Genomic DNA, 21,767 nt, shown 5'->3' on the forward strand with positions numbered 1-21,767 from the left:
AGCCCGTTGTTGCTCCCGCGAATGCTCTGCCGCGCGTGCAGGATTCTATGAAGAGAAGTCCTGCACGCGCGACGGACCTTCTAGTTTTTCTGGCAGTGCATCGGCGTCGCCTCATAGCCCCAGACAACCGTTGCGCCGTCGTCATGCAGTTCGAACGATTCATTTCGGCCCTGGTACTCGCTGCTAGCGCCCATCGAGCGTGCGAACATCAACGAGGTGCTGTCGCCGTAGCTCGCTATCAGGGTGGAAGGCTGTGTCGGGTAAAACGTGGCGGTGACGACGTTGGTGGCCTTGTTATCGCAGACAAAACGTATCGGCCCCTTACCCGCCACCAGCGCGTAATGCGCCTGCAACTCGGCGATGCGGCGCCGGTAGCTGTCGGTCAGGCACTGGTTTTTGTCACCGGTCTTCCAGCATTCATCACGCGCCTTCAGCCAGCCACGCTGCTCTGCTTTGAGAGTGGGCGGTTTTTCGCTTTTGGCCTTGGCTTGGGCCTGCTTGTAGACCCGCGCCAAGTCCTCGTCCAGCGCACTCAGCGCGGGCGTTTTACACACCAACGCTTCAACGCTGCCGGCGACCACCTTGGCGCAGTTGAACGATGCCGCGTTCGCGTAACTTACCGGCCACAGCACCGAAAAAAGCGCCAGGCCAAACACTCGAAATTTCAGATTCATCATGCCCCTCCCGTTAAACGACCCCCGATTGAGCAGCCTGATACCAAAGCCAGCCGAGCTGATTTCAGGCCGGTTCGACCGTGGCAGCATAACGCGGGTAGTCGCTGTAGCCCTGCTCGTTACCGCCGAACAACTGAGTGGCGTCAAAGCCTGCCAATGGCCAGCCATGGAGCAGCCGTGCGGGCAAATCGGGGTTGGCGACGAAGGCTCTGCCGAACACAACCAGGTCCGCAAGGCCAGCAGCAAAAATGGCCTCGGCGCGTTGCAGGTCGTAGCGTCCAGCCACAATTACTCGCCCGTGATAAACCGCCCGCAACTGGTGACGAAAGTCTTCTGGCACCTGCGGTGCGTCATCCCAATCAGCCTCGGCTAGGTGGATATAACTCACACCCAAGCCCTGCAGTTTCTCGGCGGCCAACAAAATGGTCGGGATAACGTCGGGACAATTCATACCGCGTGCGGTGATAAAGGGCGCCATACGAACGCCGGTACGCGCCGCGCCAATTTCCTCGGCGATACCGCTGGCCACTTCATACAGAAACCGCACGCGATTATCGCGGCTGCCGCAGTACTGGTCGTCGCGCACGTTAGAGGTAGTGCGCAGGAATTCATCGATGAGGTAGCCAAATAGATGCCCGGAGTAAAGCTGTAACCCTTGCCCTGCGGGCTTATTTGCGTGGCTTCGGTAACGATTAGGCCGGCACTGGCGCGCTGGGCGTAGTACTCGGCCATCAGTGGGTTGGGAACGTCGCCTGGCTGGTCGGTGCGCGACCGCGTCATCGGCGCCATGCGATTCGGTTAGGCAGTTGCTGCATGCCCAGTTGCAGAGGCTCAAACAGGTGAGAAGCCGTGTTCATGAGGCGATTCCTTGATTAGGTGACGGCGGTAAACGTGGCCGTACCATCACCGATCTCAAAACCGAGCAAACACCTAGCGGCTTGAGAAGCCCCTTCAAGGAATCGTTAAAAGTCCGCGGGTCTTGCGGCGCGAAGCAGGCGCGCAGGGCGCTCAGTCAGAAGGTCGACTTGGCATTCGGCTCGCGCTCCGAATGGTGCACGCGGCAACCTTTGCGCTGACGAATTTCCTCATCACTGGGGCGCACATGCTCAAACTCGAAGACCCCGTCGCTGTACACCACGAGATACCCCCACTCCAACTGCATTTCTCCCTGCCCCGGTAATGGCGGCTTGGCCCACCACGGCTCTCGACTGACGATGGTTCGCATACTTCCCCCTCACTGCAACGGGTCGACGGCTTCAGGCGTTTGACCCCTTAACCCTAGATTCTTCTGCGTTTCTGTCACGCCGAGAACCCACGTGCGTTCGTGCAACGGCGCCCTTGCAGTTCTGCAAAGTGCCCGTGCAGCCCTGTCTATTCCCGACCTTGCGCCGTGCCGCCATCATTTGCTCACGGTCTGGCACCCAGCGCAGACCCACCTTACGGCACTACCTAATTCGGTCTCTCAATTCTTTAAGGAGCTTCACCATGAAACTGCAAAAAACCCTGATCGCCGCCGCTATGACGTTATCGTTCAACGCCGCGTTTGCCGCCGGCAGCCCGGGCGTGGAGCAGGACACCCAGGCCTTTTTGCAGGCCCTGGAAGCCGGTGGTGGCAAACCGCTTGAGCAGATGTCGCCAAAAGATGCACGCGCCGTACTGACTGGCGCACAGGCTTCGGTGAAGTTCGACCTTTCCGATACCCAGGTTGAAGACAAAGTGATCAACGCCGACGGCCAGAGCATCAAGCTGACTATCGTTCGTCCGGCCGGCGTTACCGGCACCTTGCCGGTCTTTATGTTTTTCCACGGTGGCGGCTGGGTGCTAGGCGATTACCCAACGCACGCCCGCTTGATTCACGATCTGGTGGTGAATTCCGGTGCGGTAGCGGTGTATGTCGATTACACGCCGTCGCCTGAAGCGCACTACCCCACTGCCATCAACCAAGCGTACGCAGCGACCAAATGGGTAGCTGAGCACGGTCAGGAAATTAACGTAGACGGCACTCGCCTGGCCGTTGCCGGTAATAGCGTGGGCGGCAACATGACCGCTGCCGTGGCGCTGATGGCGAAAGAAAAAGGCACGCCGAAACTGCGCTTCCAGGCCCTGCTGTGGCCGGTGACGGATGCCAACCTGGAAACCGGTTCGTACAACCAATTTGCCCAAGGCCACTTCCTCACCAAGCCGCTGATGAAATGGTTCTGGAATAACTACACCACCGACGCCAAAGAACGCGCCAACATCCACGTGTCGCCGCTGCGTGCCAGCCTGGACCAACTCAAAGGCTTGCCGCCAACCCTGATTCAAACCGCCGAGTTCGACGTGCTGCGCGATGAAGGCGAAGCGTACGGCCGTAAGCTCGATGCAGCAGGCGTGGAAGTAACCACCACCCGCTACAACGGCATGATCCACGACTTTGGTCTGCTCAACCCGCTGGCCCATATCAGCGGCGCGAAATCGGCGATGTTGCAAGCCGGTGGCGAACTGAAAAAACACCTGCAATAACCCAACGCCGTAAACCAAAAAGCCGCCGACGCGAAAACGTTGGCGGCTTTTTTGTGCGTGCGAAACGTGCGACTAAGAGCGCTGCAACCAGCTGAGGAATTTGCCCTTCTTCACTTCTGCCGGCTTTTGCAACAACAACGAATCGGTGGCGCTCATGCGGAAAGCGTGAAGCTTCGTCAAGGCGCTCGACACCTCAGTGCTTTCTTGCAGGCAATGCTGAATGTGCTCTTTTTCGATGAGATAAATCATGGCCGAACTGAGTGCCGTGAACCGACCGTGAGACGGCACCGCGTCGGTGATGCCTTCTTCCCCGAGAATCTCACCCGGCCCCATGCGTCCGGCCTCGACAAAAACACCGCCGCTGCCAGGCACCGATGCCGACACCACGCCAGTGCCAATCACCATCAAATGCTCGGCCACTTCCTCGTATTCCAGCACCACTTGCCCGGCCACATAGCGTTGCCCCTGCATGTGCTGGGCGAGTTCGTCTTTTTGCTCGTTGCTCAGGGAGCGGAAAATCTTCACGTCATCCAATACGCCGCGCATACGGCTGACCGGTGCTTCGCTGCCGCGTTGAACACCGGCCGCTTCGAGGTGCCGATGGGCCAGGTCGAACATCAGGTTGCGCGCTTCGGCGCTGTTGTTGCCGGCGGCGATAAAGCCGCTGGCTTCGTATTCCACTGCCTCCAGGTCCGAGCCTTTTACCGACACGCGACCCGGTGGTTTAGCCAGCAGGGCACTGACGCCCTGCAAGGTTTTTTCCAGCGCCTCGATGACCACGCGCGGGCGCACCGCGGCCGGCACGCTAATGCTGATGGACACGCCCTGCACGTTGGCGGCGCGATTGAGGTTGATCACCTTGGCTTTCGCCGCCACTGAGTTAGGAATCACCACGGTGCTGCCTTGGGCGGTGCGCAGGTAGGTGGCGCGCCAGTCGATCTCGGTCACCTGGCCTTCAACGCCGTCGATGCTGATCCAGTCATCCAGGCGATACGGCTTGGTGGTGTTCAGCACGATGCCGGAGAACACATCGCTCAAGGTGCTCTGCAACGCCAAGCCGACCACGATGGCGACAATGCCCGACGTGGCGAGCAAGCCCTTGACCGGCAGCTGCATCACATACGCCGCTGCGGCCACGGCGGCGAGCAGGAAAATCAGCGCACCGAGCACGTCTTGCAACAGCCGTCCGGTATGGCCGCTGCGCGGCATCAGCACCACGCCCATCAGCACCGTGCCGGCGCGCGCGAGCATCAGCCACCAGGCGATGCCCAATACCGAACCGAGCATATTCAGCGCTGGCGTTTGCCAGGGCGGCGGCAACAACGGGCTGAGTCCGGCTTCAACAATCACCAGGCTGTAGGTGAGGAAAAACACCACACGAAGCACCACGCGCCAGAGCTTGGCGTCGGCCGGCAGCAGCCGCCAGGCGGCGATGTCCACCAGCAGCAAGGCGGCGGCAATTAGCAGCAGATGACTGTTGATCAGCTCGAGCATGGGTCTTCCTGATTCAAAGGGGCGGCGCCGGCGCGCGACATTCACCGCGCAAGCGTACAGCGTCTTTTTCGAACACGTCTTTCAACCAGTTGGCCACCGCCTGAAAACGGCCGATACGCCCGGCGTCACGGTGGCTCAGCAGCCAGACTTCGCGGTGCACTTCCACGTCATCGCTGAGGCGGCGCAAGCCAATGCGATCCCCCAACAAGCACGGCAACAACGCCAGGCCCAAACCGGTTTCGCAGGCATTGACCAACGTGCTCACGCTACTGACCCGCAGGGGGTAGTGGGCCAGCGGGGCGATGTCGCGCAGCCAGCGCATCTCCGCCATCTCCGACAATTCTTCGCCGTAGGCCAGCCACGGTTGCTCGCACCAGAGGTCGCGGGGAATGTCGGCGAAACGCTCGGCGCCATACACGGCAAAACCCAGCTCGCCGATTTTGCGCATTACCAAGGCAGCGTCATCGTGCGGGCGCGCCAGGCGCAAGGCGAAGTCTGCTTCGCGACGGGTGAACGACAGCGCTTGGTTGGCCACCAACAATTGCAGCTGCAGCTGCGGATGGCATTCCATCAGCGCTGGCATGTGTTCGACCAGCCAATGGCTAAACAGGAAATCAATAGAGGTGATGCGCACCGGCCCGGCCACCCCGTCGGCCTCGCTGCAGGTGTCAAGCAGCATGCTTTTCACATCACCCAGCACGCGCTCGGCATAGGTGAGAAACACCGTGCCGGCTTCGGTGGCGTGGTAACCGGAGTTGTCGCGGATAAACAGCCGGCGCTGCAACGCCGCCTCCGCTGCGGCCAGACGCCGGCTCATGGTCGACGGGTCGATACCCAAGGTGCGCCCGGCCGCGCTCATGCTGCCCTCGCGCGCCAAGGCCAGCAGGAGCGGAATGTCGTTCCAGTCAAAATTAGTAGCGTCGGGCCCCACGGGTACTCCTTGTCCTCAGAACGAGGCGACAAACAAACCGGCATCGTTACCGCCGGTTAGCGCACAAGGATAGGATTTTGGTGCTGACCTGGGGAAGGAATTTGCGGGAGGTGGCTCACAGGTGGGGTGCGACGGCGTGGCACATGCACAGCCCCGACGTCATTTATACAAAGCTGCGAGCAGCGGTTCGGAGTGAATCGGTCAATCACCGCGCCTGGACCCCCGCCTGCGCGGGGGTGACGGTGTTAGGTGGTGGTACGCGGTCATTGTCACGGAGGCGGCGGTGCCACGTAGGTACACGTGAGTGGCTACCTGTCGAGCGTACCTTCTCAATGTTGCAGCCGATAACCCGTACGGAATATCTGCCCAACAATAACGATGCACACCAGCAAAAAGCCGAGCAAAAACGCGATGTCGACCATTGGGTTGAATTCGGTGATGTCGAAGAACGCCCAGCGAAAGGCGTCAACCAGATAGACCACCGGGTTGAACAGGCTGATGGTCTGCCAGGTGGGCGGCAGCATGTTCAGCGAGTAGAAACTGCCGCCGAGAAAGGTCAGCGGCGTGATGACCAGCGAGGGCACCACTTCCAGTTTGTCCCAGCCGTCGACGCACAACCCGACGATAAAGCCGAGCATGCTGAACGACACCGCGCACAGCAGCAAAATGCCAAACGCCCAGAACGGATGCGCCACTTCATACGGCACGAATACGCGCGCGGTAATCAGAATGGCGCCGGCCAGCACCATCGACTTGACCACCGCCGCGCCGACATAGCCGAACACGATTTCGGTGGGCGACAGCGGCGCCGACAAAATCTCGTAAATCGCGCCGGAATAGCGCGGCATGTAAATGCCAAAAGCGGCGTTGGAGACGCTTTGCGTCAACACTGCCAGCAACGTCAGGCCGGGCACGATAAAGCTGCCGTAGGGAATGCTGCCGATTTCCGCCATGCGCGAACCGATGGCCGAACCGAACACCACGAAATACAACGCGGTGGCCAATACCGGCGCCGCCAGGCTTTGCATCAGGGTGCGGGCAGAGCGCGCCATTTCGAAGCGGAAGATGGCGTAGATGGAGTAGAAATTCATGCGGGTTTTCTCAGCAATTCGACAAAGATGTCCTCAAGCGAGCTTTCTGAGGTGTGCAGGTCTTTGAAGTCGATATCGTTGGCGGCCAGACGGCGCAGGAAGTCGGCGATGCCTTGGTTGTTGCGCGCGACATCGAGGACCAATTCGCGGCCCTGGTCGGCTAATTCCACCGGGAAACCGGCCAGGTCTGCCGGCAGTTCTGTCAGGGGCTGCTGCAATTGCAGACGCAATTGACGACGGCCCAGGCGCGCCATCAAATCGGTTTTGTTTTCCACCAGCAGCAAACGCCCGTCGCTGATCACCCCCACGCGGTCGGCCATTTCTTCGGCTTCTTCAAGGTAGTGAGTGGTCAGCACGATGGTCACGCCACGGTCGCGCAGGCGGCGCACCATGGTCCACATGTCGCGGCGCAATTCCACGTCGACGCCGGCGGTGGGCTCGTCGAGGAACAACACCTGCGGCTCATGGGCCAGCGCCTTGGCGATCATTACCCGGCGACGCATGCCGCCCGATAACGTCATGGTGGCGTCGTCGCGTTTGTTCCACAGCGACAGGTCGCGCAAAATTTGTTCGAGCAGTTCGGGCGCGGGAGGCTTGCCGAATAAACCGCGGCTGAAGCGCACGCTCGACAGCACGCTTTCAAAGCCTTCGTTGACCATTTCCTGCGGCACCAAACCGACCTTGGCGCGCGCCTCGCGGTATTGGCGGGGTAGTTCCAGGCCGTCGATGAAAATGCTGCCACCGGTGGGTTTGACCAGGCCGCAAATGGCGCCGATCAAGGTCGACTTGCCAGCGCCGTTTGGCCCCAGCAAGGCGAAAATTTCACCGTGTTGAATTTCCAGATCGACCCCGCGCAAGGCTTGAAAGCCGTTGGCGTAGGTCTTTTCCAAGCCCCGAAGGGATATAGCGCTGCTCATGCAGAATCACCCAGGCATTCAGTAATTTTGCTGCGCAACCAGCGTTGCGCAGGGTCCATATCCTGGGTTGCGCCCCAGGCCATGGACAGATCATAAACCGGCGCCTCGAAGGGCAGTTCGTCGACGCGCAAACCGCCGTTGGAGGTCAGCGCGGCGGCGGCATAATCCGGCACCGTGGCGACCATACGCGTACCGGGCAACAACTGGCTCAAACCGTAGAACTGCGGCACCGCCAATTTCACCTGACGGCTGCGTCCGCGCTTGGCCAGTTCCTCATCGATAAAACCGCTGAGGTCACCGGCGAAGGTCACGAGTGCGTGGGGGCGGTCGCAATAGTCGTCCATGGTCATGGGCGTGTCTTCGATATCGCCGCGCACCATTACCGAACGGCTGCGGCGCAGGGTTTTGCATTTGGCATTGGCAGGCAAGTCGCCGGTGTAGCAGATGCCCAGCGAAATTTCGCCGGCTGACAGTTGATTGCAAATCGACAAATAGTGCGTGCGGCGAACCACCAGGGTGATGTGCGGCGCCTCAACGCTGAGCACACGCATCAGTTGCGGCAACAAACCCAGCTCGACGTCATCGCTCAAACCGATGCGAAACACTTCGCGGCTGGTGCAGGGGTCGAATTCCACGCTTTGGCCGATGGCCGAGGAGATGGTGTCCAGCGCCGGACGCAACAAGCCCTCCAGCTCAATGGCGCGCGGCGTAGGTTCCATGCTGCGGCCCACGCGCACGAACAGCGGATCGTTGTACAAGGTGCGCAGGCGGCCGAGGGCGGCGCTCACTGCCGGTTGGCCCAAAAACAAACGCTCCGCCGCGCGGCTGACATTGCGCTCGATCATCATCATTTCGAAAACGATCAGCAGGTTGAGGTCTACGCGGCGAAGGTCTATGCGGTTCATGAGTGGGGCTCCCTGTGGTGTGGGAGCCATGATCGTCCGCTTGGCTTGGCCTGAGAATAGACACGCTTGCATAGCCGCCGTGCAGAAATGCAAGGCGCCTGCGCCACTAAGGCTGAGGCGCGTTTCTTGGTTGAAAACGAACAGAATCAGTTCTCGGCTTTGCCCTTGGCAGCCTCAAGTTCTTTCATGCGTTTGTCGTACAAATCGCAATGGCTGTCGCGATCGGCCGAGTCGGTATCCAGGCGCATCTTCTCGACCTCATCGTTGATCTCTTTGGCTTTCTGCGGATTTTGCTCGGTGAGCTGATGCACCTTAGCCGCCAGTTGCTGCGCCTTTTGCTCGGCTTCTTCAGGCGTACAGCTGGCCCAGGTGGACCCTGCGGCAAGCAGGGTGGCGGCGGCGGTAATGCTCAATAGAAGCTTCATAGTCCTGTCCTTTGGCGTGATGGCTCTCATGGGGTGGAGGACTGAGCACAGCAGAAAGTTCAGGCGAAACGACGGAAGACGGGCGACAGCGTGCGCTGGGGAAAATCGCGGCTAAAGCCGCTCCCACAAGTTTTCGGTGTCGTGTAGGAGTGGCTTTAGCCGCGAGCTTTTTGGGTGCATACGAAAAAACTCCCGCCTCGAAGCATCGAGGCGGAAGTGTTTATACGCCGCAGCGTTTAACCATTAATGACCTTCAGAGGCATTGAACATGGTCTTGGCGTAGATCAAGCCCAGGCCGTATGCGCCGCCGTGGGCGATGGAGGTTTTGACGGTTTCGTCGTAGGTCTCGCCGCGCGCCCAGTCGCGTTGCAGTTCGAGCAGGTATTGCAGCGAGGTCATCGGGCGGGCGCCCAGTTGCACCATGCGCTGGATTGCCATTTCGTGAGCTTCTACCGACACGTCACCACAGGCGTCAGCGATGAAGTACACCTCGAACCCTTGGTCCAGGGCAGACAGCGCTGGGCCCACGATGCAGACCGAGGTCCACAAGCCGGCGAGGACGATTTTCTGCTTGCCGGCGGCGTTCACTTGCACCGCAATGCGCTCGTCTTCCCAGGTGTTCATGCTGGTGCGGTCGATGATGGTGTGCTCAGGAAATACCGATTTGATTTCATCGAAAATCGGACCGGAGAAGCTCTTCTCGGCGACGGTGGTGAGGATGGTCGACACCTTGAATTCACGTGCTGCCTTGGCGACCAGTGCAGCGTTGTTGCGCAGGGTGGTGGCATCAATCGACTTGGTCGCGAAGGACATCTGCGATTGGTGGTCGATCATGATCAGGGTGTGGTCGTCGTGGTTCAGAAGGGTTTTGCCTGGAACTGCTTTTGCGATTGCCATGGGTAGATTTCCTTTTAGTCGTAATGGTCTGAGTAGCGGGTTTAGTTGAATTCGTTGGCTTGTTTGCAAACCGTGGAGCCATGATGCCCGGTCACCGAAAAGCCCGGAATAGACAGGGCTGCACGGGCACTTTGCAGAAATGCAAAGGGGCTGGATTGACGTTTTGTGCGTAGGAAATGAAAGGGGGCAATCGCGGGGATTAAGGCGTTTCCAGGAATCGAGGCTAAAGCCTCTCCCACACCAACCGCTGCCCCTGTAGGAGAGGCTTCAGCCTCGATGCTGTTGATCTGCGAAACCGAACGGCGAACTCAGAACAGATCCAACTGCCCACCCACCAACGTGCCGAAGTCGTCATCGACGAAGGGCAGGATGGCGTCGGCCACCGGCTGCAGTTGCCGGGTCAGGTAGTGGTCGTAGTCGATGGGCGAGGTGATGGCTTCCAGCGGCTGCGGGCCGGCGAGGGTAATCAGGTAGCTGATCCAGCCGCCGCGCTGGTATTGCCGGGGCCGGCCAAGCTCGGCGTTGTAGGCATCGGCAATGCGCGCGGCGCGTACGTGGGGCGGCACGTTGCGTTCGTAGTCATCCAGCGGACGGCGCAGGCGCTTGCGGTACACCAGCAAATCGTCTTGCTCACCGGCCAGCGTCGCGGCCACGAAGTCGCGCACATAGGCTTGGTAGGGTTGGCGGCGGAAGATGCGTTCGTAAAGCTGCTGTTGGAACTGCTGCGCCAGCGGCGACCAGTCGGTGCGCACGGTTTCCAGGCCTTTGTAGACCATCTTCTCGCCCATCAAACCGGCGTAGCGTTTCTTGCTGCCCTCCTCCGCGCCGCGAATGGTCGGCATCAGAAAACGGCGGAAGTGGGTTTCGTATTGCAGCTCCAGGGCGCTGGTCAAACCCAGTTCGTGAGTCAGGTGTTCACGCCACCAATCGTTAACCTGCTGCACCAAACCCCGGCCGATCACGCCGGCCTCTTCCTCGCTGTGTTCGCGACCGAGCCAGACAAAGGTGGAGTCGGTGTCGCCGTAGATCACGGTGTGGCCTTGGGCTTCGATGAGCTCGCGGGTTTTGTGCATGATCTGGTGGCCGCGCAAGGTGATGGACGACGCCAGGCGTGGATCAAAGAATCGGCAACCGCTGGAACCGAGCACGCCGTAAAAGGCGTTCATGATGATTTTCAGCGCTTGCGACAGTGGCTTGTTGCTGTCGCGTTTCGCCTGCTCCCGCCCTTCGGCCACGCGCGACACAATGGCGGGCAGGCAATGTCGCTGGCGGGAAAAACGCGCGCCGCGAAAACCTTCGACGGTGGCGCCCTCGTCGCTCTCGCGCAGCCCTTCGACCAGGCCAACCGGGTCGATAAGAAAGGTGCGAATGATCGAGGGGTACAAGCTCTTGTAGTCGAGCACCAGCACCGACTCATACAAGCCGGGCTGTGAGTCCATCACGAAGCCACCGGGACTGGCTTCTGGCGGACGCTCGCCGAGGTTTGGCGCGACGAAACCCTGGCGGTGCATCAGCGGCATATACAAATGGGTGAAGGCGGCCACCGAACCGCCGCTGCGGTCGGCGGGCAGGCCGGTGACGCTGGCGCGCTCGAGCAGAAAACTCAGCAGTTCGGTTTTGGCGAAGATGCGCGTCACCAGCTCGCAATCTTTGAGGTTGTAGCGCGCCAGCGCCGGTTTGTCCTCGGCAAACATGCGGTCGATTTCGTCCATGCGCTGGTACGGCGTGGAAATATCCTTGCCCTCGCCGAGCAGGGTTTGCGCGACGTTTTCCAGGCTGAATGAAGGAAAGCTCCAGGTCGCCGACCGCAGCGCCTCAATGCCATCGATGATCAACCGCCCCGCCGCCTCGGCGAAAAAATGGTTGTTGCGTGCGCCATGTTCGCGCCAGCCCATGGCCTCGCCGTCGCGGCCCAAGCGCAGTGGAATTTGCAGTTTTTGCGAATGCTCCAGTAACACGCGCAAGTCGAACTGCACCACGTTCCAGCCAATGATGGCGTCGGGGTCGTGGGTGGCCAGCCAAGTGTTCAGGCGCTCCAGCAACTGGCCGCGGGTGTCGCAATATTCGAGGTCGAAATCCACCGCACTGTCGTCGGCATTGGGCGGGCCGAGCATGTACACCTGACGCTGGCCGCAGCCTTCGATGGCGATGGAGTACAACTCGCCGTGGCGGGTGGTTTCGATGTCGAGCGAGGCCAGTTTCAGCTGCGGACGGTAGTCGGGGTCGGGCTTGAGTTGCGCATCATCGAAACCGCCGTGCCCGTCCGGCGTGCCGGAAAACAGCACCGGCGCAGTAATAAAACGCTCCATCAGGTAGCGCTCGGGCGGGCGAATGTCGGCTTCGTAGACATCGACGCCAACACTGCGCAGCAGTTTGTCGATGTTCATCAGTTGGCGGTGCTGACGGGTATAAACGCCGAGCACCGGGCGGTGATGAAAGTCCTGCAATTGCAGCTCGCGCAGCTCGACGTCTTTCTCTTTGCCGAGCATGCCTTCCACGCGCAAACGCTGCTCGGCTGGCACAAATGCTACCGAGGGCTGCACCGGCAAACGCACCAGCCTCGGCCCATCATCAGTGGCCAACCAGAAGCTCACCTGCGTGCCCGCCGGCGTGTCACGCCAGTGCCGTGAGAGCAGAAAGCCGCGCTGTAGGGGTTGCGCCGTCATGAAGATGCCGAGAGCCGCGTCAGAAAGAGCGGACGATTCTACTGTATCGATATACAGACGGCCGCTTGTTTTTCCGCAGCCGTGGCTTACAGCCTTGCGCCAATCCGACAGACGTTATGGCCAAAACCGGCGCAACGGGGGTCTAGAACACCGAAAGCAACCCGGCCTTCCCACGGAGATTTGCCCATGCAGCTCAAAGGTTCCTGCCATTGCGGCGCCGTCGCCTTCAGCCTCACCAGCCAGCATCCGTACCCGTACCAACGCTGTTATTGCTCGATCTGTCGCAAGACCCAGGGCGGCGGCGGTTACGCAATCAACCTCAGCGGGGACGCGCGCAGCATGAAAGTGCGCGGGCGCAAACACATCAGCATTTACCACGCGAAAATCAAACCCACCGGCGCCGGTCGCGTCCGCATCAGCAGCGCCGAGCGGCATTTCTGCAACCAGTGCGGCAGCGCCTTGTGGCTGTTCAGCCCCGAATGGCCGGAGCTGATTCATCCCTTCGCCAGCGCCATCGACAGCGAGCTGCCGGTGCCGCCCGAACACACCCATTTGCTGCTCGATTCAAAGGCCAGTTGGGTGGAGGTCGACAAACGCAAGGGCGACAAAACGTTCGAGGGTTTCCCCAAAGAATCGATTGCGCAGTGGCATCAACGGCTGGGGTTGGAGACCTAATGCATAGGGCCGTAGGGCGGTCGGTTGAACAGTTGCAGCGTGTCGATAAGCGCATCGGGCATTACCCGCACGCTGCCGGTATACGGGCAGTCCATGGCCATCACCAGCAACAGTCCAAAGCCGATTACCGCCGCGAGGCTGCCAGTCATGCAGGCCTGGCTGCGGTTGTGCCCGGTGCGCAATGCCACGGCAAAGGCCACGGTGATAAAGCCTCCGCCCAACAACAGGCCCCACATCAGCGGCGGCAGCTGCGAATTGCTGTCGCGCAGGCGATTGCGCCGATGGTCAGTGAGGGCCACGACGTGCTGGTAGAAATGCTCGCTGCGGGTGTGCTGAGAGGGTTCGCTTTGTTCGAGCTGACGGTGCACATGCCACAACTGGTTCAGGGCAATCACCACTTCAATGCTGCTCCGCCCCTGTTCCATCGTTCGCCATTCGCTGTTGATGACGTGGTCGGCGTAGGTGTCGAGCGCCGTTTGCAGGTCGGTTTGGTGCGGCAGCGGCAGTTGTTGGGCCAGGCGGTACAAGCGACCGAGGGCGTTGGACTCGTGCGAGACGTTGCTGGCCGCTACGTCAAATTCGGCATACACCGCGGAAATAGTGAACGCCAACGTAATGCCGAACACGGCGCCCACCGTCTGGAAGATCGACAGCCCCACGCCATTGTCGTCGCTCGGTTGCGGGCAGTAGCGGTTGACCAGCAACGAGGCACCGGCGACCAGCACGCCGCTGCCGACCACCAGCACCAAAAATAATGTCCACAGGGGAAATGAGAGCAGGTACATCTGCATGGAAAGTCCTTGGGTTAGCCAGCAAATATCGCCAATTCGCTCGGCGACAACGCTCAGCAGCCTTGCCCAACACCCTCGCTCGCACCATCCGCCGCTACGCAGCCAAACGTGGGTTATTGCCTGATTCGTCCGGGAAAACCGGGCGGCAAACGCTTGCCGCTGCTGGCAAGCTCGCGCCGCCTGCCTCGCGCCAAGACGCGCCGAAACACTTGTTGTAGAGCCATCGGACAAGTTGGCCCGTGATGTGCAATCCCGGCTGCACCTACTCGCTAACGGCACACACCCATGACCAGCGTATCGAGCAACCTTTCGCTGCTGAGCTTTATCAACTCGATCTCCAAATCGGAAGCCAGCGACAGCACCAAACCCGCCACCGGCACCGGCACCGGCACCGGCAGTAGCACCGCCCCGGCAACGGACACGGCGGCTGAAGAACCCAAAGACCCGATTGGTGAGTTGCGCAAATACGCGGCCGCCATCGTCGCGCAGTCACGCGGAGGCCTGTTCAACGCGCTGGCTGGTGGCGAGCAGACCAGCCCCGCCCAGTCGGCCGGCTTCAATGGCGCCAGCAGCCAAAGCGCCATTCAACTGCCCGACGTGGCGAGCATGAACCGCGACGACGCCGCCAGCTTGCTGCCGCAGGTGCAGAAGCTGATCGACAAAGGCCTGAGTGATTCGGTGGCAGTGGCCGGCTTTAACGGGGACAAACAAACCGAGTCGCTGGAGACTTACCGCGACTGGCTGCAAAGCAAAGCCGGCATCAGCATTTACGTGTGAGCGTCGGGGCGGCGCTTTCAGAAGGCGTAGCGGTACTGCACCTGAACGCCGAGCACCGGGCGCTGTTCATGGAAGGTTGAGGCCCGCGCGTGCACCTGAGCGGCCACGCTGCTGGCCGGACTCAGCGCGTAACAGCTGCCGGCGGTTGCGCTGGGTACGAGATAACGCTGACGCAACGGGCTGCGCACTTCGAACTGATCCAACCCTGGAATATCGGACGGCCCCTAGAACACCGGGGCGTCTTCGTTAAGCAGTACATCCATGGCCAGCGCCGCTGTCAGCGTGAGTTGCGGGTCGACCGGCAGGCTGCCGCGCAGCGTGGCGGTGGCGTAGGTTTGCTCACTGTGCGCGCTCTCAATGTTCAACGGCAGGGCGACGTGGCGCTCTTCAAAGCCACGGTGTGTCCCTTGCACATGGTAAGCGCCAACTCCGGCACCAGCCGCGAATCGCCGACCGCCACGCCATAGCCCACCGCCTGTCAAAGCGGGGGCACCCACGGCGGCGCTCTGGTGCCAACCGATGCGTTGTTTCAGGTACTGATTCAGCTCGACCTACCGCCGCCCTCGCTGCACGAAACCCGTGGGCACGTGAAGATCGAGGGGCAGCGGCGCGCTCTGTTGGCCGACGGCGCGACCCATGTGGCGGCGGTGCTGATGCGCGAAAGCGGCTTCTAGCTGCTTAGGTGGCGTCGGCGTGGCTGACCATGCCTTTGATCACCACGGCGACGCTGGCCACCGCCGCCGGCAGCACAAGCGCAGTAAGCACCTGCTCGAAATTCCAGCCCAAGCCCAGCAAGGTGGCGCCGATCCAGGCACCGAGAATGGCGCCGAAGCGGCCAATGCCGAGCATCCATGACACGCCGGTGGCGCGGCCTTGGGTCGGGTAGAAACGTGCCGCCAGCGATGGCATCGCCGATTGCGCGCCGTTGATGCACATGCCGGCCAACAGCACCAAGGTCGCCAACACCGTGACCTTGCCCAGGCTCTGCCCGACGAAATAAGCGAAGACGCCGGCCAGCAGGTAGAACGTGCCGATGACTTTGTGCGGATTGAATTTATCCATCGCCCAGCCCACGCCAACGGCGCTGAGCACGCCACCGAACTGGAACAACGCACCGATAAACGCCGCCTGCTCCATGCTCGCGCCGCTGTCGCGCATCAGGGTCGGCAACCAGCTGGTGAGCAAGTACACGATGACCAGCCCCATGAAATAGGTCAGCCACAGCAACAACGTGCCGGCGCTATAGGTGCCGGAAAACACCACCTTCAGCACGTTGCGGCTTTGAACGGTTTTCTGCTCGGGCACGCTGAAGTCATTAGCCAGCCCCACTTCCGCTGGCGAGATAGGGGCCAGCACCTTGCGCACCTTGTCGGCACCACGATTGCGCACCACCAGAAACCGCGCCGACTCCGGCAGCCACACCAGCAGCACCACCGCCAGAATCAACGGCAAGATGCCACCCAGCAGCAGCAAACTGTGCCAGCCGAACGCCGGAATCATCTTCGCCGAAATAAACCCGCCGCCGGCCATGCCCAGGTTGAAGCCGCAAAACATGCTGGTCACCAGCAGCGATTTCAAACGCTCCGGGGTGTATTCGGACAGCAGCGTGGTGGCATTCGGCATCGCCGCGCCCAGGCCCAAGCCGGTGAGCAGACGCAGCACCAGCAATTGATCGAGGCTGGTACTGAACGCGGAAATAAGGCTGAAGAAACCAAACAAGCCGACCGCCACGACCAGCACGACCTTGCGCCCGAAGCGGTCAGCCAAAGGCCCGGAGCCGAGGGCGCCGAAGACCATTCCGATCAGCGCGGCGCTCATCACCGGGCCGAGGCTGGCGCGGTCTACGCCCCAGTCCTGGGTGAGCGCGGGGGCGATAAAGCCCATGGCGGCGGTGTCGAGGCCGTCGAGGAAAACGATGAGGAAACACAGCAGCACGATCTTCCACTGATAACGGGAAAGCGGCTGGGCGTTGATAAAGGTTTGTACGTCGAGCGTGCCGGTGGTGGGCACGTGAGCAGGGCTGGTCATGCGAGCAATTCCTGTGAGTTTTTCTTCGCCATGGCACTGCAGGCGAATGGAACAGGAATGAGGGACGGGCTGGACAGGCGCTGCACAGCGAACATCAGCAAAGCGCGGGCACGCTGCGGTGAACGCAAATCCATGGCTGGCTCTCATTTGTTTTTATTGGAAGCAAAGCGTGGTCGCACAGAACGACCGAAGGCCAACAGTACGCAGCGGGATGGGGGCGATTCAATCCGATAATCGACTAATTGGGCGTTTATCGAACACTTGTAGAGGATTGCGGCGCCTGCTGCCCTCTCCCCTAGCCCCTCTCCCGCAAGCGGGCGAGGGGAACGGTACGGCGATTGCCCGCCGAGCTCGGTCAGGCCCCCTCGCCCGCTTGTGGGAGAGGGCGGGGGAGAGGGCCGCGCCAAACACGCCTTAATGAAACAACCGCGTACTCAACTCCTTGCTTGCCTCCAACAACACCGGCAAAAACCGCGTCTCCAACTCCTGCCGTGACACCCGCCCTGCATGAGTGCCCACGTTCAACGCCGCCAGTACCTGGCCGGCCGAGTCTTTCAGCGGCACGGCAATGGAGCGCAGCCCCACTTCCAGCTCCTGGTCGATGATGACCCAGCCTTGCTGACGGATCTCGGCAACACTGGCGCGCAGAGCATCCGGCGTGTGCACGGTGCGGCTGGTTTTGATCTGCATCTCGGCGTGGTCGATGTAATCGTCCAGCGCGGCGTCATCCAGCGCGGCGAGCAAAATGCGGCCCATGGAGGTGCAGTACGCCGGCAAACGACTCCCCACGCTCAGGTCGACCGAGATCAGGCGTTGCGGCGTGGCCGAGCGGGCGATGTAGAGAATTTCGTCGCCTTCCAGCGTGGCCATGGAGCACGCCTCGTGCAGCTGTTCGCTGAGTCGGTCGAGAATCGGCTGCGCGGTAACGGCCAAGGGCGTCGACGACAAATAGGCGTGGCCCAAGGTCAGCACTTTGGGCAGCAGCGAGTAGGTGCGCCCGTCGGTGGTCACGTAGCCCAGGCTCATCAGCGTGTGCAGGCACCGGCGCACGGCGGCACGGGGGATTTCCGTGCGGTGGCTGATCTGGGCGATGGTCAGGTGGCGTTTGCGCTCTTGAAACGCATGAATCACCGCCAGCCCACGGGCCAGGGAGGTCATGAAATTCGGGTCGCCGGTGAAGGCTTCGATGCGTTTGGCCGGCGAGGCAATAATCGGCGGCGCCAAGGGAGGCAGGGTGATGCGGGCTTCGTCAGTCATGTTGTTATAGGTCTCGTGCAGCCTGGCCAGAAACGCTGTGGATGAAGTGTGGCCGATTATCGAACCGAAGTTCGATTATCGCAATTGACCCTCTCGGGCACGGCGCCTACCGTGACGCCGCTGCGCCCACATCGGTGCCGGCACAGGCTCGGCTCACAAGGCTGGGCCTTGGAAATACCTCGGTGTTTCCCTTCTCTGTCCGAGCCCTGCCACCGCCGCGCTACCCGCGCGTCGGCAGGCCGGCTCAATTTCCCTGCAACGGTTTAGAAGGTCTGCGCGGTGAGCTGACGCAAGCGGCTGCGGGTGCGCACAAAGTCCAGGTGCGAGCCGGGCCGGCACACCTCGTCCAATTCGGCTTCACAGCCAAGCAGCAAATGCACGCCGCTGTCGTAGGCGATGTCGACGAAGTTGAGGATGCGCTGCTGCACGTCGATGCCTTCGCCATCCAGCGGCGGCACGCCGTAAATGGCGATGCGCCGGAAGCGTTGGCAGAGCCAAAGAAAGTCCGAACTGGAATGGGGGTGGCGGCACAGCTCATCGAAATCCAGCAATGCGCGGTTGCCCTCGTAAGCCTGCACACGCAGCGGATGGTGATTGACCGCCAGCACCGCGTCGCGCTCAACCGCCGCGCTGAACTCCAACTGCTGCTCCAGCCAATCGCTAAGTGCTGGGCACAACGGCCAGGCGTAATGCCCCCACGCTTCCTGGGCCCCGGCACGCTCGCGGTAGTCTTCGCCGGCGTCCAGATTGAGCACGGTGAAACGCGACTCCAGCAGGTCGATCGCGGGTCTGAAACGGTCGCGATACAGCGGATTCGGGCACAGGTTGATCGGCGCGTAGTTCGAGGTGCAGACCAGCCCCACGCCTTCGTCCACCAGTACCTTGAGCAAGCGACCAAGCAGCATGGCATCGGCGATGTCATGCACGTGGAATTCGTCAAAGCACAGCAAGCGCGCCTCTTGCGCCACCTCGCGGGCGACCCGCACCAGCGGCTCGCTCTGCCCGGTAAACGCGCCCATGCGTTGCTGCACCTCCTGCAAAAACGCATGGAAATGCACCCGGCGCTTGGCTTTTACCGGCGCGGCGGCGAAGAAGGTGTCCATCACAAAACTCTTGCCGCGCCCCACGCCGCCCCACAGATAAATGCCGGCAACGGGCTTGCGCAGCCAACCACGACGCCCCGCCAGCCAGGCGTCTAGCCAGCTGGCGAGGGTGTCGATGGCAGCTTGTTGCGCGCTGTCGGCCCGGTAACCCCGGGCGTCCAGCGCATCACTAAAGCGCCGCTGAATGCGCAGGCCAACGGGCTCGGCGTTATCGGACGTCAAAACCCACCCTTAGAAATCAAAGAAAACCGTCTCACCTTCGCCCTGAATACGGATATCGAAGCGGTAAGCCAGCTTGCCGTCAACTTCACAGCGCGTAGCGATCAGGGTTTCGCGGCGCTGCGGCTGCTCAATCAGATTGAGCACCGGGCACTGCGCATTGGCCTGGGCTTCGTCATCGAAATACAGGCGCGTGTGCAGGTGAATATTGATGCCCCGGGCAAACAGCGACACGTTGATATGCGGCGCCATCGGCACACCCGCCGCGTTTTTCACCGCACCGGGCTTGATCGTGTGCAGCGTCCACTCACCGGCATCGAAGGTGGTGGCCGTGCGGCCAAAGCTATTAAACGATTTTTCCAGGTTGTAATCGGCGTCGTACTGGCCTTCGTGGTTGGCCTGCCAGAACTCCAGAAACGAATCGCGCACCAGGTGACCGTTGCCGTCATACACATTGCCCAGCAGCACGATGTGCTCACCAGGTGCGTCGGGCTTGGCCATCTCGTTCCAAATTTCCTGCTCACGCGGCGGGTTGCCGGCCGCGCTCAGGGCCAGGCCGATGTGCACATAAGGGCCGGCGGTTTGCGAGGGGGTTTCGTTCAGCAATTGGATGGGCATGGACTCACCCTCCTTAAATGTTTTCGAAGTGGGTCTTGCGCTGTCCGCGCAACACGATATCGAAGCGATACGCCAGGCAATCCATCGGATTGGCCGCGCTCATATCGAGCTTGGCGATCAGGCTTTGCACCGCCTCGGGGTTGGCAATCGACTTCACAATCGGGCACATGGGAATCAGCGGATCGCCCTCGAAATACAGCTGCGTAATCAAGCGCGTGGCGATCGACGGGCCGCTGATGGAGAAGTGAATATGCGCCGGGCGCCAGTCGTTCGGGCCGTTGCGCCAGGGGTATGGGCCGGGTTTGATGGTGCGGAAGCTGTAATAGCCGTCGCGGTCGGTGAGGGCACGGCCCACGCCACCGAAATTCGGATCCAGCGGTGCCAGGTAACGGTCGTTCTTATGGCGATAGCGGCCACCGGCATTGGCCTGCCACATCTCCACCAACGTATGGGGAATTGGCTTGCCGTATTGGTCGCACACCCGACCGGCCACGATGATGCGCTCGCCCACCGGCAAACCGCCGTTATTGAAGTTCAGGAGCAGATCGTTGTCGTGCTCGCCCATTTTCAGGTGGGAAAAGTCAGGGCCAGTGGTTTCGGAAACAGACTGCGGAATGCTCACCAACGCTTGGCGCGGCGAACGGGGCACGGACGTTTTGTAATCAGGCGTCAGGGCTTTGGGGTGCCAATTGCGGTCACGGATGACGAAGCGACTGCTGTCTGCATCAGACATGTCCTTCTCCTTTGTTAGATTTATCGGGCGAACAGGCAGGCAGTCTGCTGCGGCAAAGCGCCGCGGGAAAATGAAAGTTAGGCGGTTATCCATAACCGTATGGTTATGGAAAGCGCTTTTCCCGATACGCCTGCCCCACCTCGCGCAGCACCTCCACGCTCCAGTGCGCCGCCAGCGACAACGGCAACGCCGCGTTACTGCAAATACCCACCGAACCGCCCGGTTCCTTGATGCCCAGCTGCAACTCGGCCAGATCACCATTGGCGAGATCCAACTGCACCGCGTCGTAGGGCGCGATCCACACCGCATCGCTGCTTTGCACATAACGGCGGCTCAAACTCAACGACAAGGTTTCCAGGCGCTGGCGCGGCTGGGCGATGCCGCACTGCACAAACAGCGCGTCGGCATATTTGCGAATAGTGGTGCCGGCCAGGGGCAGCACCAGCGGGTAATCCTGCAACAACTGCTGGGCCTGACCCTCGCTCAATAAGGGGTGGCCGGCGCGCACCACCAGGGTCATCGACTCGCTGTACAAATGCTCGAACGTCAGGCCTTGAATTTGTGGGCTGTCGGTCATGCGGCCGACCACCAAATCCAACTCGCCCACATGCAGCTGCGACAACAAATACGCGCTTGGCCCGGTGACCACGCTGGCCACCAGTGCCGGGTGCCGTTCGTGCAGCCGGCGCACCACCTCGGGAATCAACAGACTTTCCACCGTCGACAACACGCCCAGGCGCACCGTGCCGGACTCATGCTCACCACTGCGCAAACTGTTCACCCCATCGCGCAGCGCCTGCACGCACGGGCCGGCATAGCGCATAAACGCCACGCCCGCCTCGGTGAGCGCCACGCCGGCCTTGCTGCGCTCAAACAGCGTGGCGCCGAGCAGTTCTTCCAGCTCTTTTAGCGTTTTGGAAATCGCCGGCTGGCTCACCGCCAACTTATCCGCCGCCCGCGCCAACGTGCCTTGACGGGCCACTTCGAGGAAACACACCAGGTGGCGGAATTTGATGCGGGTATCGATGTTCATAGAAACATTTGACCGTTGCGTGGCGTCGCGG

At 61.2% G+C, this 21,767-nt stretch carries 23 protein-coding genes and 2 pseudogenes; 4 read left to right on the forward strand and 21 right to left on the reverse strand.

Features of this window, described 5'->3' with window-relative positions; genetic code table 11:
- Positions 1–80: 80 nt before the first annotated feature.
- The 4 genes and pseudogenes from ACZZ0Q_RS20100 to ACZZ0Q_RS20115 form a co-directional block, all read right to left on the reverse strand.
- A complete protein-coding gene (locus ACZZ0Q_RS20100; RefSeq protein ID WP_463560877.1) occupies positions 81–674 on the reverse strand; it encodes a lysozyme inhibitor LprI family protein in 594 nt (197 codons plus the stop codon).
- 64 nt (positions 675–738) lie between these two features.
- Positions 739–1,260 carry an oxidoreductase gene (locus ACZZ0Q_RS20105; protein ID WP_463541036.1) on the reverse strand — a complete coding sequence of 174 codons (522 nt, stop codon included), beginning with the start codon at positions 1,258–1,260 and terminating at the stop codon, positions 739–741.
- Between the two features lie 98 nt (positions 1,261–1,358).
- A pseudogene (locus ACZZ0Q_RS20110) lies at positions 1,359–1,463 on the reverse strand (hypothetical protein); the annotation flags it as partial.
- Between the two features lie 223 nt (positions 1,464–1,686).
- Positions 1,687–1,899, reverse strand: coding sequence for a hypothetical protein (locus ACZZ0Q_RS20115; protein WP_463541035.1), 213 nt, complete (start codon positions 1,897–1,899; stop codon positions 1,687–1,689).
- 260 nt (positions 1,900–2,159) lie between these two features.
- On the opposite strand from ACZZ0Q_RS20115, the gene ACZZ0Q_RS20120 reads away from it, so the two are divergent.
- Entirely contained in the window at positions 2,160–3,176 is a 1,017-nt protein-coding gene (locus tag ACZZ0Q_RS20120) for an alpha/beta hydrolase (protein WP_463541034.1), read from the forward strand.
- Between the two features lie 72 nt (positions 3,177–3,248).
- On the opposite strand, the gene ACZZ0Q_RS20125 is transcribed toward ACZZ0Q_RS20120, so the two are convergent.
- From ACZZ0Q_RS20125 to ACZZ0Q_RS20160, 8 genes are all read right to left on the reverse strand, one after another.
- Complete coding sequence (locus tag ACZZ0Q_RS20125) at positions 3,249–4,670, reverse strand: mechanosensitive ion channel domain-containing protein (protein WP_463541033.1); 1,422 nt, start codon at positions 4,668–4,670, stop codon at positions 3,249–3,251.
- Between the two features lie 13 nt (positions 4,671–4,683).
- Positions 4,684–5,601 (reverse strand): LysR family transcriptional regulator, encoded by a 918-nt coding sequence (locus ACZZ0Q_RS20130; protein WP_463541032.1) that lies wholly within the window; start codon positions 5,599–5,601, stop codon positions 4,684–4,686.
- Positions 5,602–5,930: 329 nt separating this feature from the next.
- The gene (locus ACZZ0Q_RS20135; protein ID WP_463541031.1) at positions 5,931–6,692 is read right to left on the reverse strand and encodes an ABC transporter permease; all 762 of its coding nucleotides are present in this window, start codon (positions 6,690–6,692) and stop codon (positions 5,931–5,933) included.
- The gene (locus tag ACZZ0Q_RS20140) at positions 6,689–7,609 is read right to left on the reverse strand and encodes an ABC transporter ATP-binding protein (protein WP_463541030.1); all 921 of its coding nucleotides are present in this window, start codon (positions 7,607–7,609) and stop codon (positions 6,689–6,691) included. Before ACZZ0Q_RS20140 ends, ACZZ0Q_RS20135 begins: the two co-directional genes overlap by 4 nt.
- Positions 7,606–8,514, reverse strand: coding sequence for a LysR substrate-binding domain-containing protein (locus tag ACZZ0Q_RS20145; protein WP_463541029.1), 909 nt, complete (start codon positions 8,512–8,514; stop codon positions 7,606–7,608). The genes ACZZ0Q_RS20140 and ACZZ0Q_RS20145 overlap by 4 nt, the downstream gene beginning before the upstream one ends.
- 146 nt (positions 8,515–8,660) lie before the next feature.
- Entirely contained in the window at positions 8,661–8,939 is a 279-nt protein-coding gene (locus ACZZ0Q_RS20150; RefSeq protein ID WP_122493408.1) for a hypothetical protein, read from the reverse strand.
- 243 nt (positions 8,940–9,182) lie between these two features.
- Positions 9,183–9,836 (reverse strand): hydrolase, encoded by a 654-nt coding sequence (locus tag ACZZ0Q_RS20155; RefSeq protein ID WP_122493409.1) that lies wholly within the window; start codon positions 9,834–9,836, stop codon positions 9,183–9,185.
- 308 nt (positions 9,837–10,144) lie between these two features.
- Positions 10,145–12,502 (reverse strand): DNA polymerase II, encoded by a 2,358-nt coding sequence (locus ACZZ0Q_RS20160; RefSeq protein WP_463541028.1) that lies wholly within the window; start codon positions 12,500–12,502, stop codon positions 10,145–10,147.
- 186 nt (positions 12,503–12,688) lie between these two features.
- Here ACZZ0Q_RS20160 and ACZZ0Q_RS20165 point away from each other — a divergent pair, with 186 nt between their 5' ends.
- On the forward strand, positions 12,689–13,177 hold the full coding sequence (locus ACZZ0Q_RS20165; protein WP_463541027.1) for a GFA family protein: 489 nt from the start codon (positions 12,689–12,691) through the stop codon (positions 13,175–13,177).
- On the opposite strand, the gene ACZZ0Q_RS20170 is transcribed toward ACZZ0Q_RS20165, so the two are convergent.
- Positions 13,174–13,968 carry a bestrophin-like domain gene (locus ACZZ0Q_RS20170; RefSeq protein WP_463541026.1) on the reverse strand — a complete coding sequence of 265 codons (795 nt, stop codon included), beginning with the start codon at positions 13,966–13,968 and terminating at the stop codon, positions 13,174–13,176. The two genes, ACZZ0Q_RS20165 and ACZZ0Q_RS20170, sit on opposite strands and share 4 nt — an antisense overlap.
- Before the next feature lie 285 nt (positions 13,969–14,253).
- Here ACZZ0Q_RS20170 and ACZZ0Q_RS20175 point away from each other — a divergent pair, with 285 nt between their 5' ends.
- The gene (locus tag ACZZ0Q_RS20175) at positions 14,254–14,745 is read left to right on the forward strand and encodes a hypothetical protein (protein WP_463541025.1); all 492 of its coding nucleotides are present in this window, start codon (positions 14,254–14,256) and stop codon (positions 14,743–14,745) included.
- Positions 14,746–14,762: 17 nt separating this feature from the next.
- On the opposite strand, the gene ACZZ0Q_RS20180 is transcribed toward ACZZ0Q_RS20175, so the two are convergent.
- Positions 14,763–14,933 carry a hypothetical protein gene (locus ACZZ0Q_RS20180; RefSeq protein WP_463560879.1) on the reverse strand — a complete coding sequence of 57 codons (171 nt, stop codon included), beginning with the start codon at positions 14,931–14,933 and terminating at the stop codon, positions 14,763–14,765.
- A 36-nt stretch (positions 14,934–14,969) separates the two neighbouring features.
- On the reverse strand, positions 14,970–15,158 hold the full coding sequence (locus tag ACZZ0Q_RS20185; protein ID WP_463541023.1) for a hypothetical protein: 189 nt from the start codon (positions 15,156–15,158) through the stop codon (positions 14,970–14,972).
- 96 nt (positions 15,159–15,254) lie between these two features.
- On the opposite strand from ACZZ0Q_RS20185, the gene ACZZ0Q_RS20190 reads away from it, so the two are divergent.
- Entirely contained in the window at positions 15,255–15,419 is a 165-nt protein-coding gene (locus ACZZ0Q_RS20190) for a hypothetical protein (protein ID WP_463541022.1), read from the forward strand.
- Positions 15,420–15,423: 4 nt separating this feature from the next.
- Here ACZZ0Q_RS20190 and pcaK read toward each other — a convergent pair whose 3' ends face one another.
- From pcaK to pcaQ, 6 genes and pseudogenes are all read right to left on the reverse strand, one after another.
- Complete coding sequence (pcaK, locus tag ACZZ0Q_RS20195) at positions 15,424–16,773, reverse strand: 4-hydroxybenzoate transporter PcaK (RefSeq protein WP_463541021.1); 1,350 nt, start codon at positions 16,771–16,773, stop codon at positions 15,424–15,426.
- Between the two features lie 414 nt (positions 16,774–17,187).
- Positions 17,188–18,016: pseudogene (locus ACZZ0Q_RS20200) on the reverse strand (IclR family transcriptional regulator domain-containing protein); the annotation flags it as partial.
- Between the two features lie 277 nt (positions 18,017–18,293).
- Complete coding sequence (gene zapE, locus ACZZ0Q_RS20205) at positions 18,294–19,355, reverse strand: cell division protein ZapE (protein ID WP_463541020.1); 1,062 nt, start codon at positions 19,353–19,355, stop codon at positions 18,294–18,296.
- 9 nt (positions 19,356–19,364) lie between these two features.
- Positions 19,365–19,970 carry a protocatechuate 3,4-dioxygenase subunit alpha gene (gene pcaG, locus ACZZ0Q_RS20210; protein ID WP_463560880.1) on the reverse strand — a complete coding sequence of 202 codons (606 nt, stop codon included), beginning with the start codon at positions 19,968–19,970 and terminating at the stop codon, positions 19,365–19,367.
- Between the two features lie 13 nt (positions 19,971–19,983).
- Positions 19,984–20,703: a protocatechuate 3,4-dioxygenase subunit beta gene (gene pcaH / locus ACZZ0Q_RS20215; protein ID WP_463541019.1), complete on the reverse strand. Its 720-nt coding sequence runs from the start codon at positions 20,701–20,703 to the stop codon at positions 19,984–19,986.
- Positions 20,704–20,806: 103 nt separating this feature from the next.
- On the reverse strand, positions 20,807–21,736 hold the full coding sequence (gene pcaQ / locus ACZZ0Q_RS20220) for a pca operon transcription factor PcaQ (RefSeq protein ID WP_463541018.1): 930 nt from the start codon (positions 21,734–21,736) through the stop codon (positions 20,807–20,809).
- Positions 21,737–21,767: the final 31 nt, after the last annotated feature.

The sequence above is a fragment of the Pseudomonas sp. AC070 genome (assembly GCF_979258635.1).

Coding starts and splice junctions, on each gene's coding strand:
- ACZZ0Q_RS20100 (WP_463560877.1), bottom strand. CDS start 674: ATGAATCTGAAATTTCGAGTGTTTGGCCTGGCGCTTTTTTCGGTGCTG.
- ACZZ0Q_RS20115 (WP_463541035.1), bottom strand. CDS start 1,899: ATGCGAACCATCGTCAGTCGAGAGCCGTGGTGGGCCAAGCCGCCATTA.
- ACZZ0Q_RS20120 (WP_463541034.1), top strand. CDS start 2,160: ATGAAACTGCAAAAAACCCTGATCGCCGCCGCTATGACGTTATCGTTC.
- ACZZ0Q_RS20125 (WP_463541033.1), bottom strand. CDS start 4,670: ATGCTCGAGCTGATCAACAGTCATCTGCTGCTAATTGCCGCCGCCTTG.
- ACZZ0Q_RS20135 (WP_463541031.1), bottom strand. CDS start 6,692: ATGAATTTCTACTCCATCTACGCCATCTTCCGCTTCGAAATGGCGCGC.
- ACZZ0Q_RS20140 (WP_463541030.1), bottom strand. CDS start 7,609: ATGAGCAGCGCTATATCCCTTCGGGGCTTGGAAAAGACCTACGCCAAC.
- ACZZ0Q_RS20145 (WP_463541029.1), bottom strand. CDS start 8,514: ATGAACCGCATAGACCTTCGCCGCGTAGACCTCAACCTGCTGATCGTT.
- ACZZ0Q_RS20150 (WP_122493408.1), bottom strand. CDS start 8,939: ATGAAGCTTCTATTGAGCATTACCGCCGCCGCCACCCTGCTTGCCGCA.
- ACZZ0Q_RS20155 (WP_122493409.1), bottom strand. CDS start 9,836: ATGGCAATCGCAAAAGCAGTTCCAGGCAAAACCCTTCTGAACCACGAC.
- ACZZ0Q_RS20160 (WP_463541028.1), bottom strand. CDS start 12,502: ATGACGGCGCAACCCCTACAGCGCGGCTTTCTGCTCTCACGGCACTGG.
- ACZZ0Q_RS20165 (WP_463541027.1), top strand. CDS start 12,689: ATGCAGCTCAAAGGTTCCTGCCATTGCGGCGCCGTCGCCTTCAGCCTC.
- ACZZ0Q_RS20170 (WP_463541026.1), bottom strand. CDS start 13,968: ATGCAGATGTACCTGCTCTCATTTCCCCTGTGGACATTATTTTTGGTG.
- ACZZ0Q_RS20175 (WP_463541025.1), top strand. CDS start 14,254: ATGACCAGCGTATCGAGCAACCTTTCGCTGCTGAGCTTTATCAACTCG.
- pcaK (WP_463541021.1), bottom strand. CDS start 16,773: ATGACCAGCCCTGCTCACGTGCCCACCACCGGCACGCTCGACGTACAA.
- pcaG (WP_463560880.1), bottom strand. CDS start 19,970: ATGCCCATCCAATTGCTGAACGAAACCCCCTCGCAAACCGCCGGCCCT.
- pcaH (WP_463541019.1), bottom strand. CDS start 20,703: ATGTCTGATGCAGACAGCAGTCGCTTCGTCATCCGTGACCGCAATTGG.
- pcaQ (WP_463541018.1), bottom strand. CDS start 21,736: ATGAACATCGATACCCGCATCAAATTCCGCCACCTGGTGTGTTTCCTC.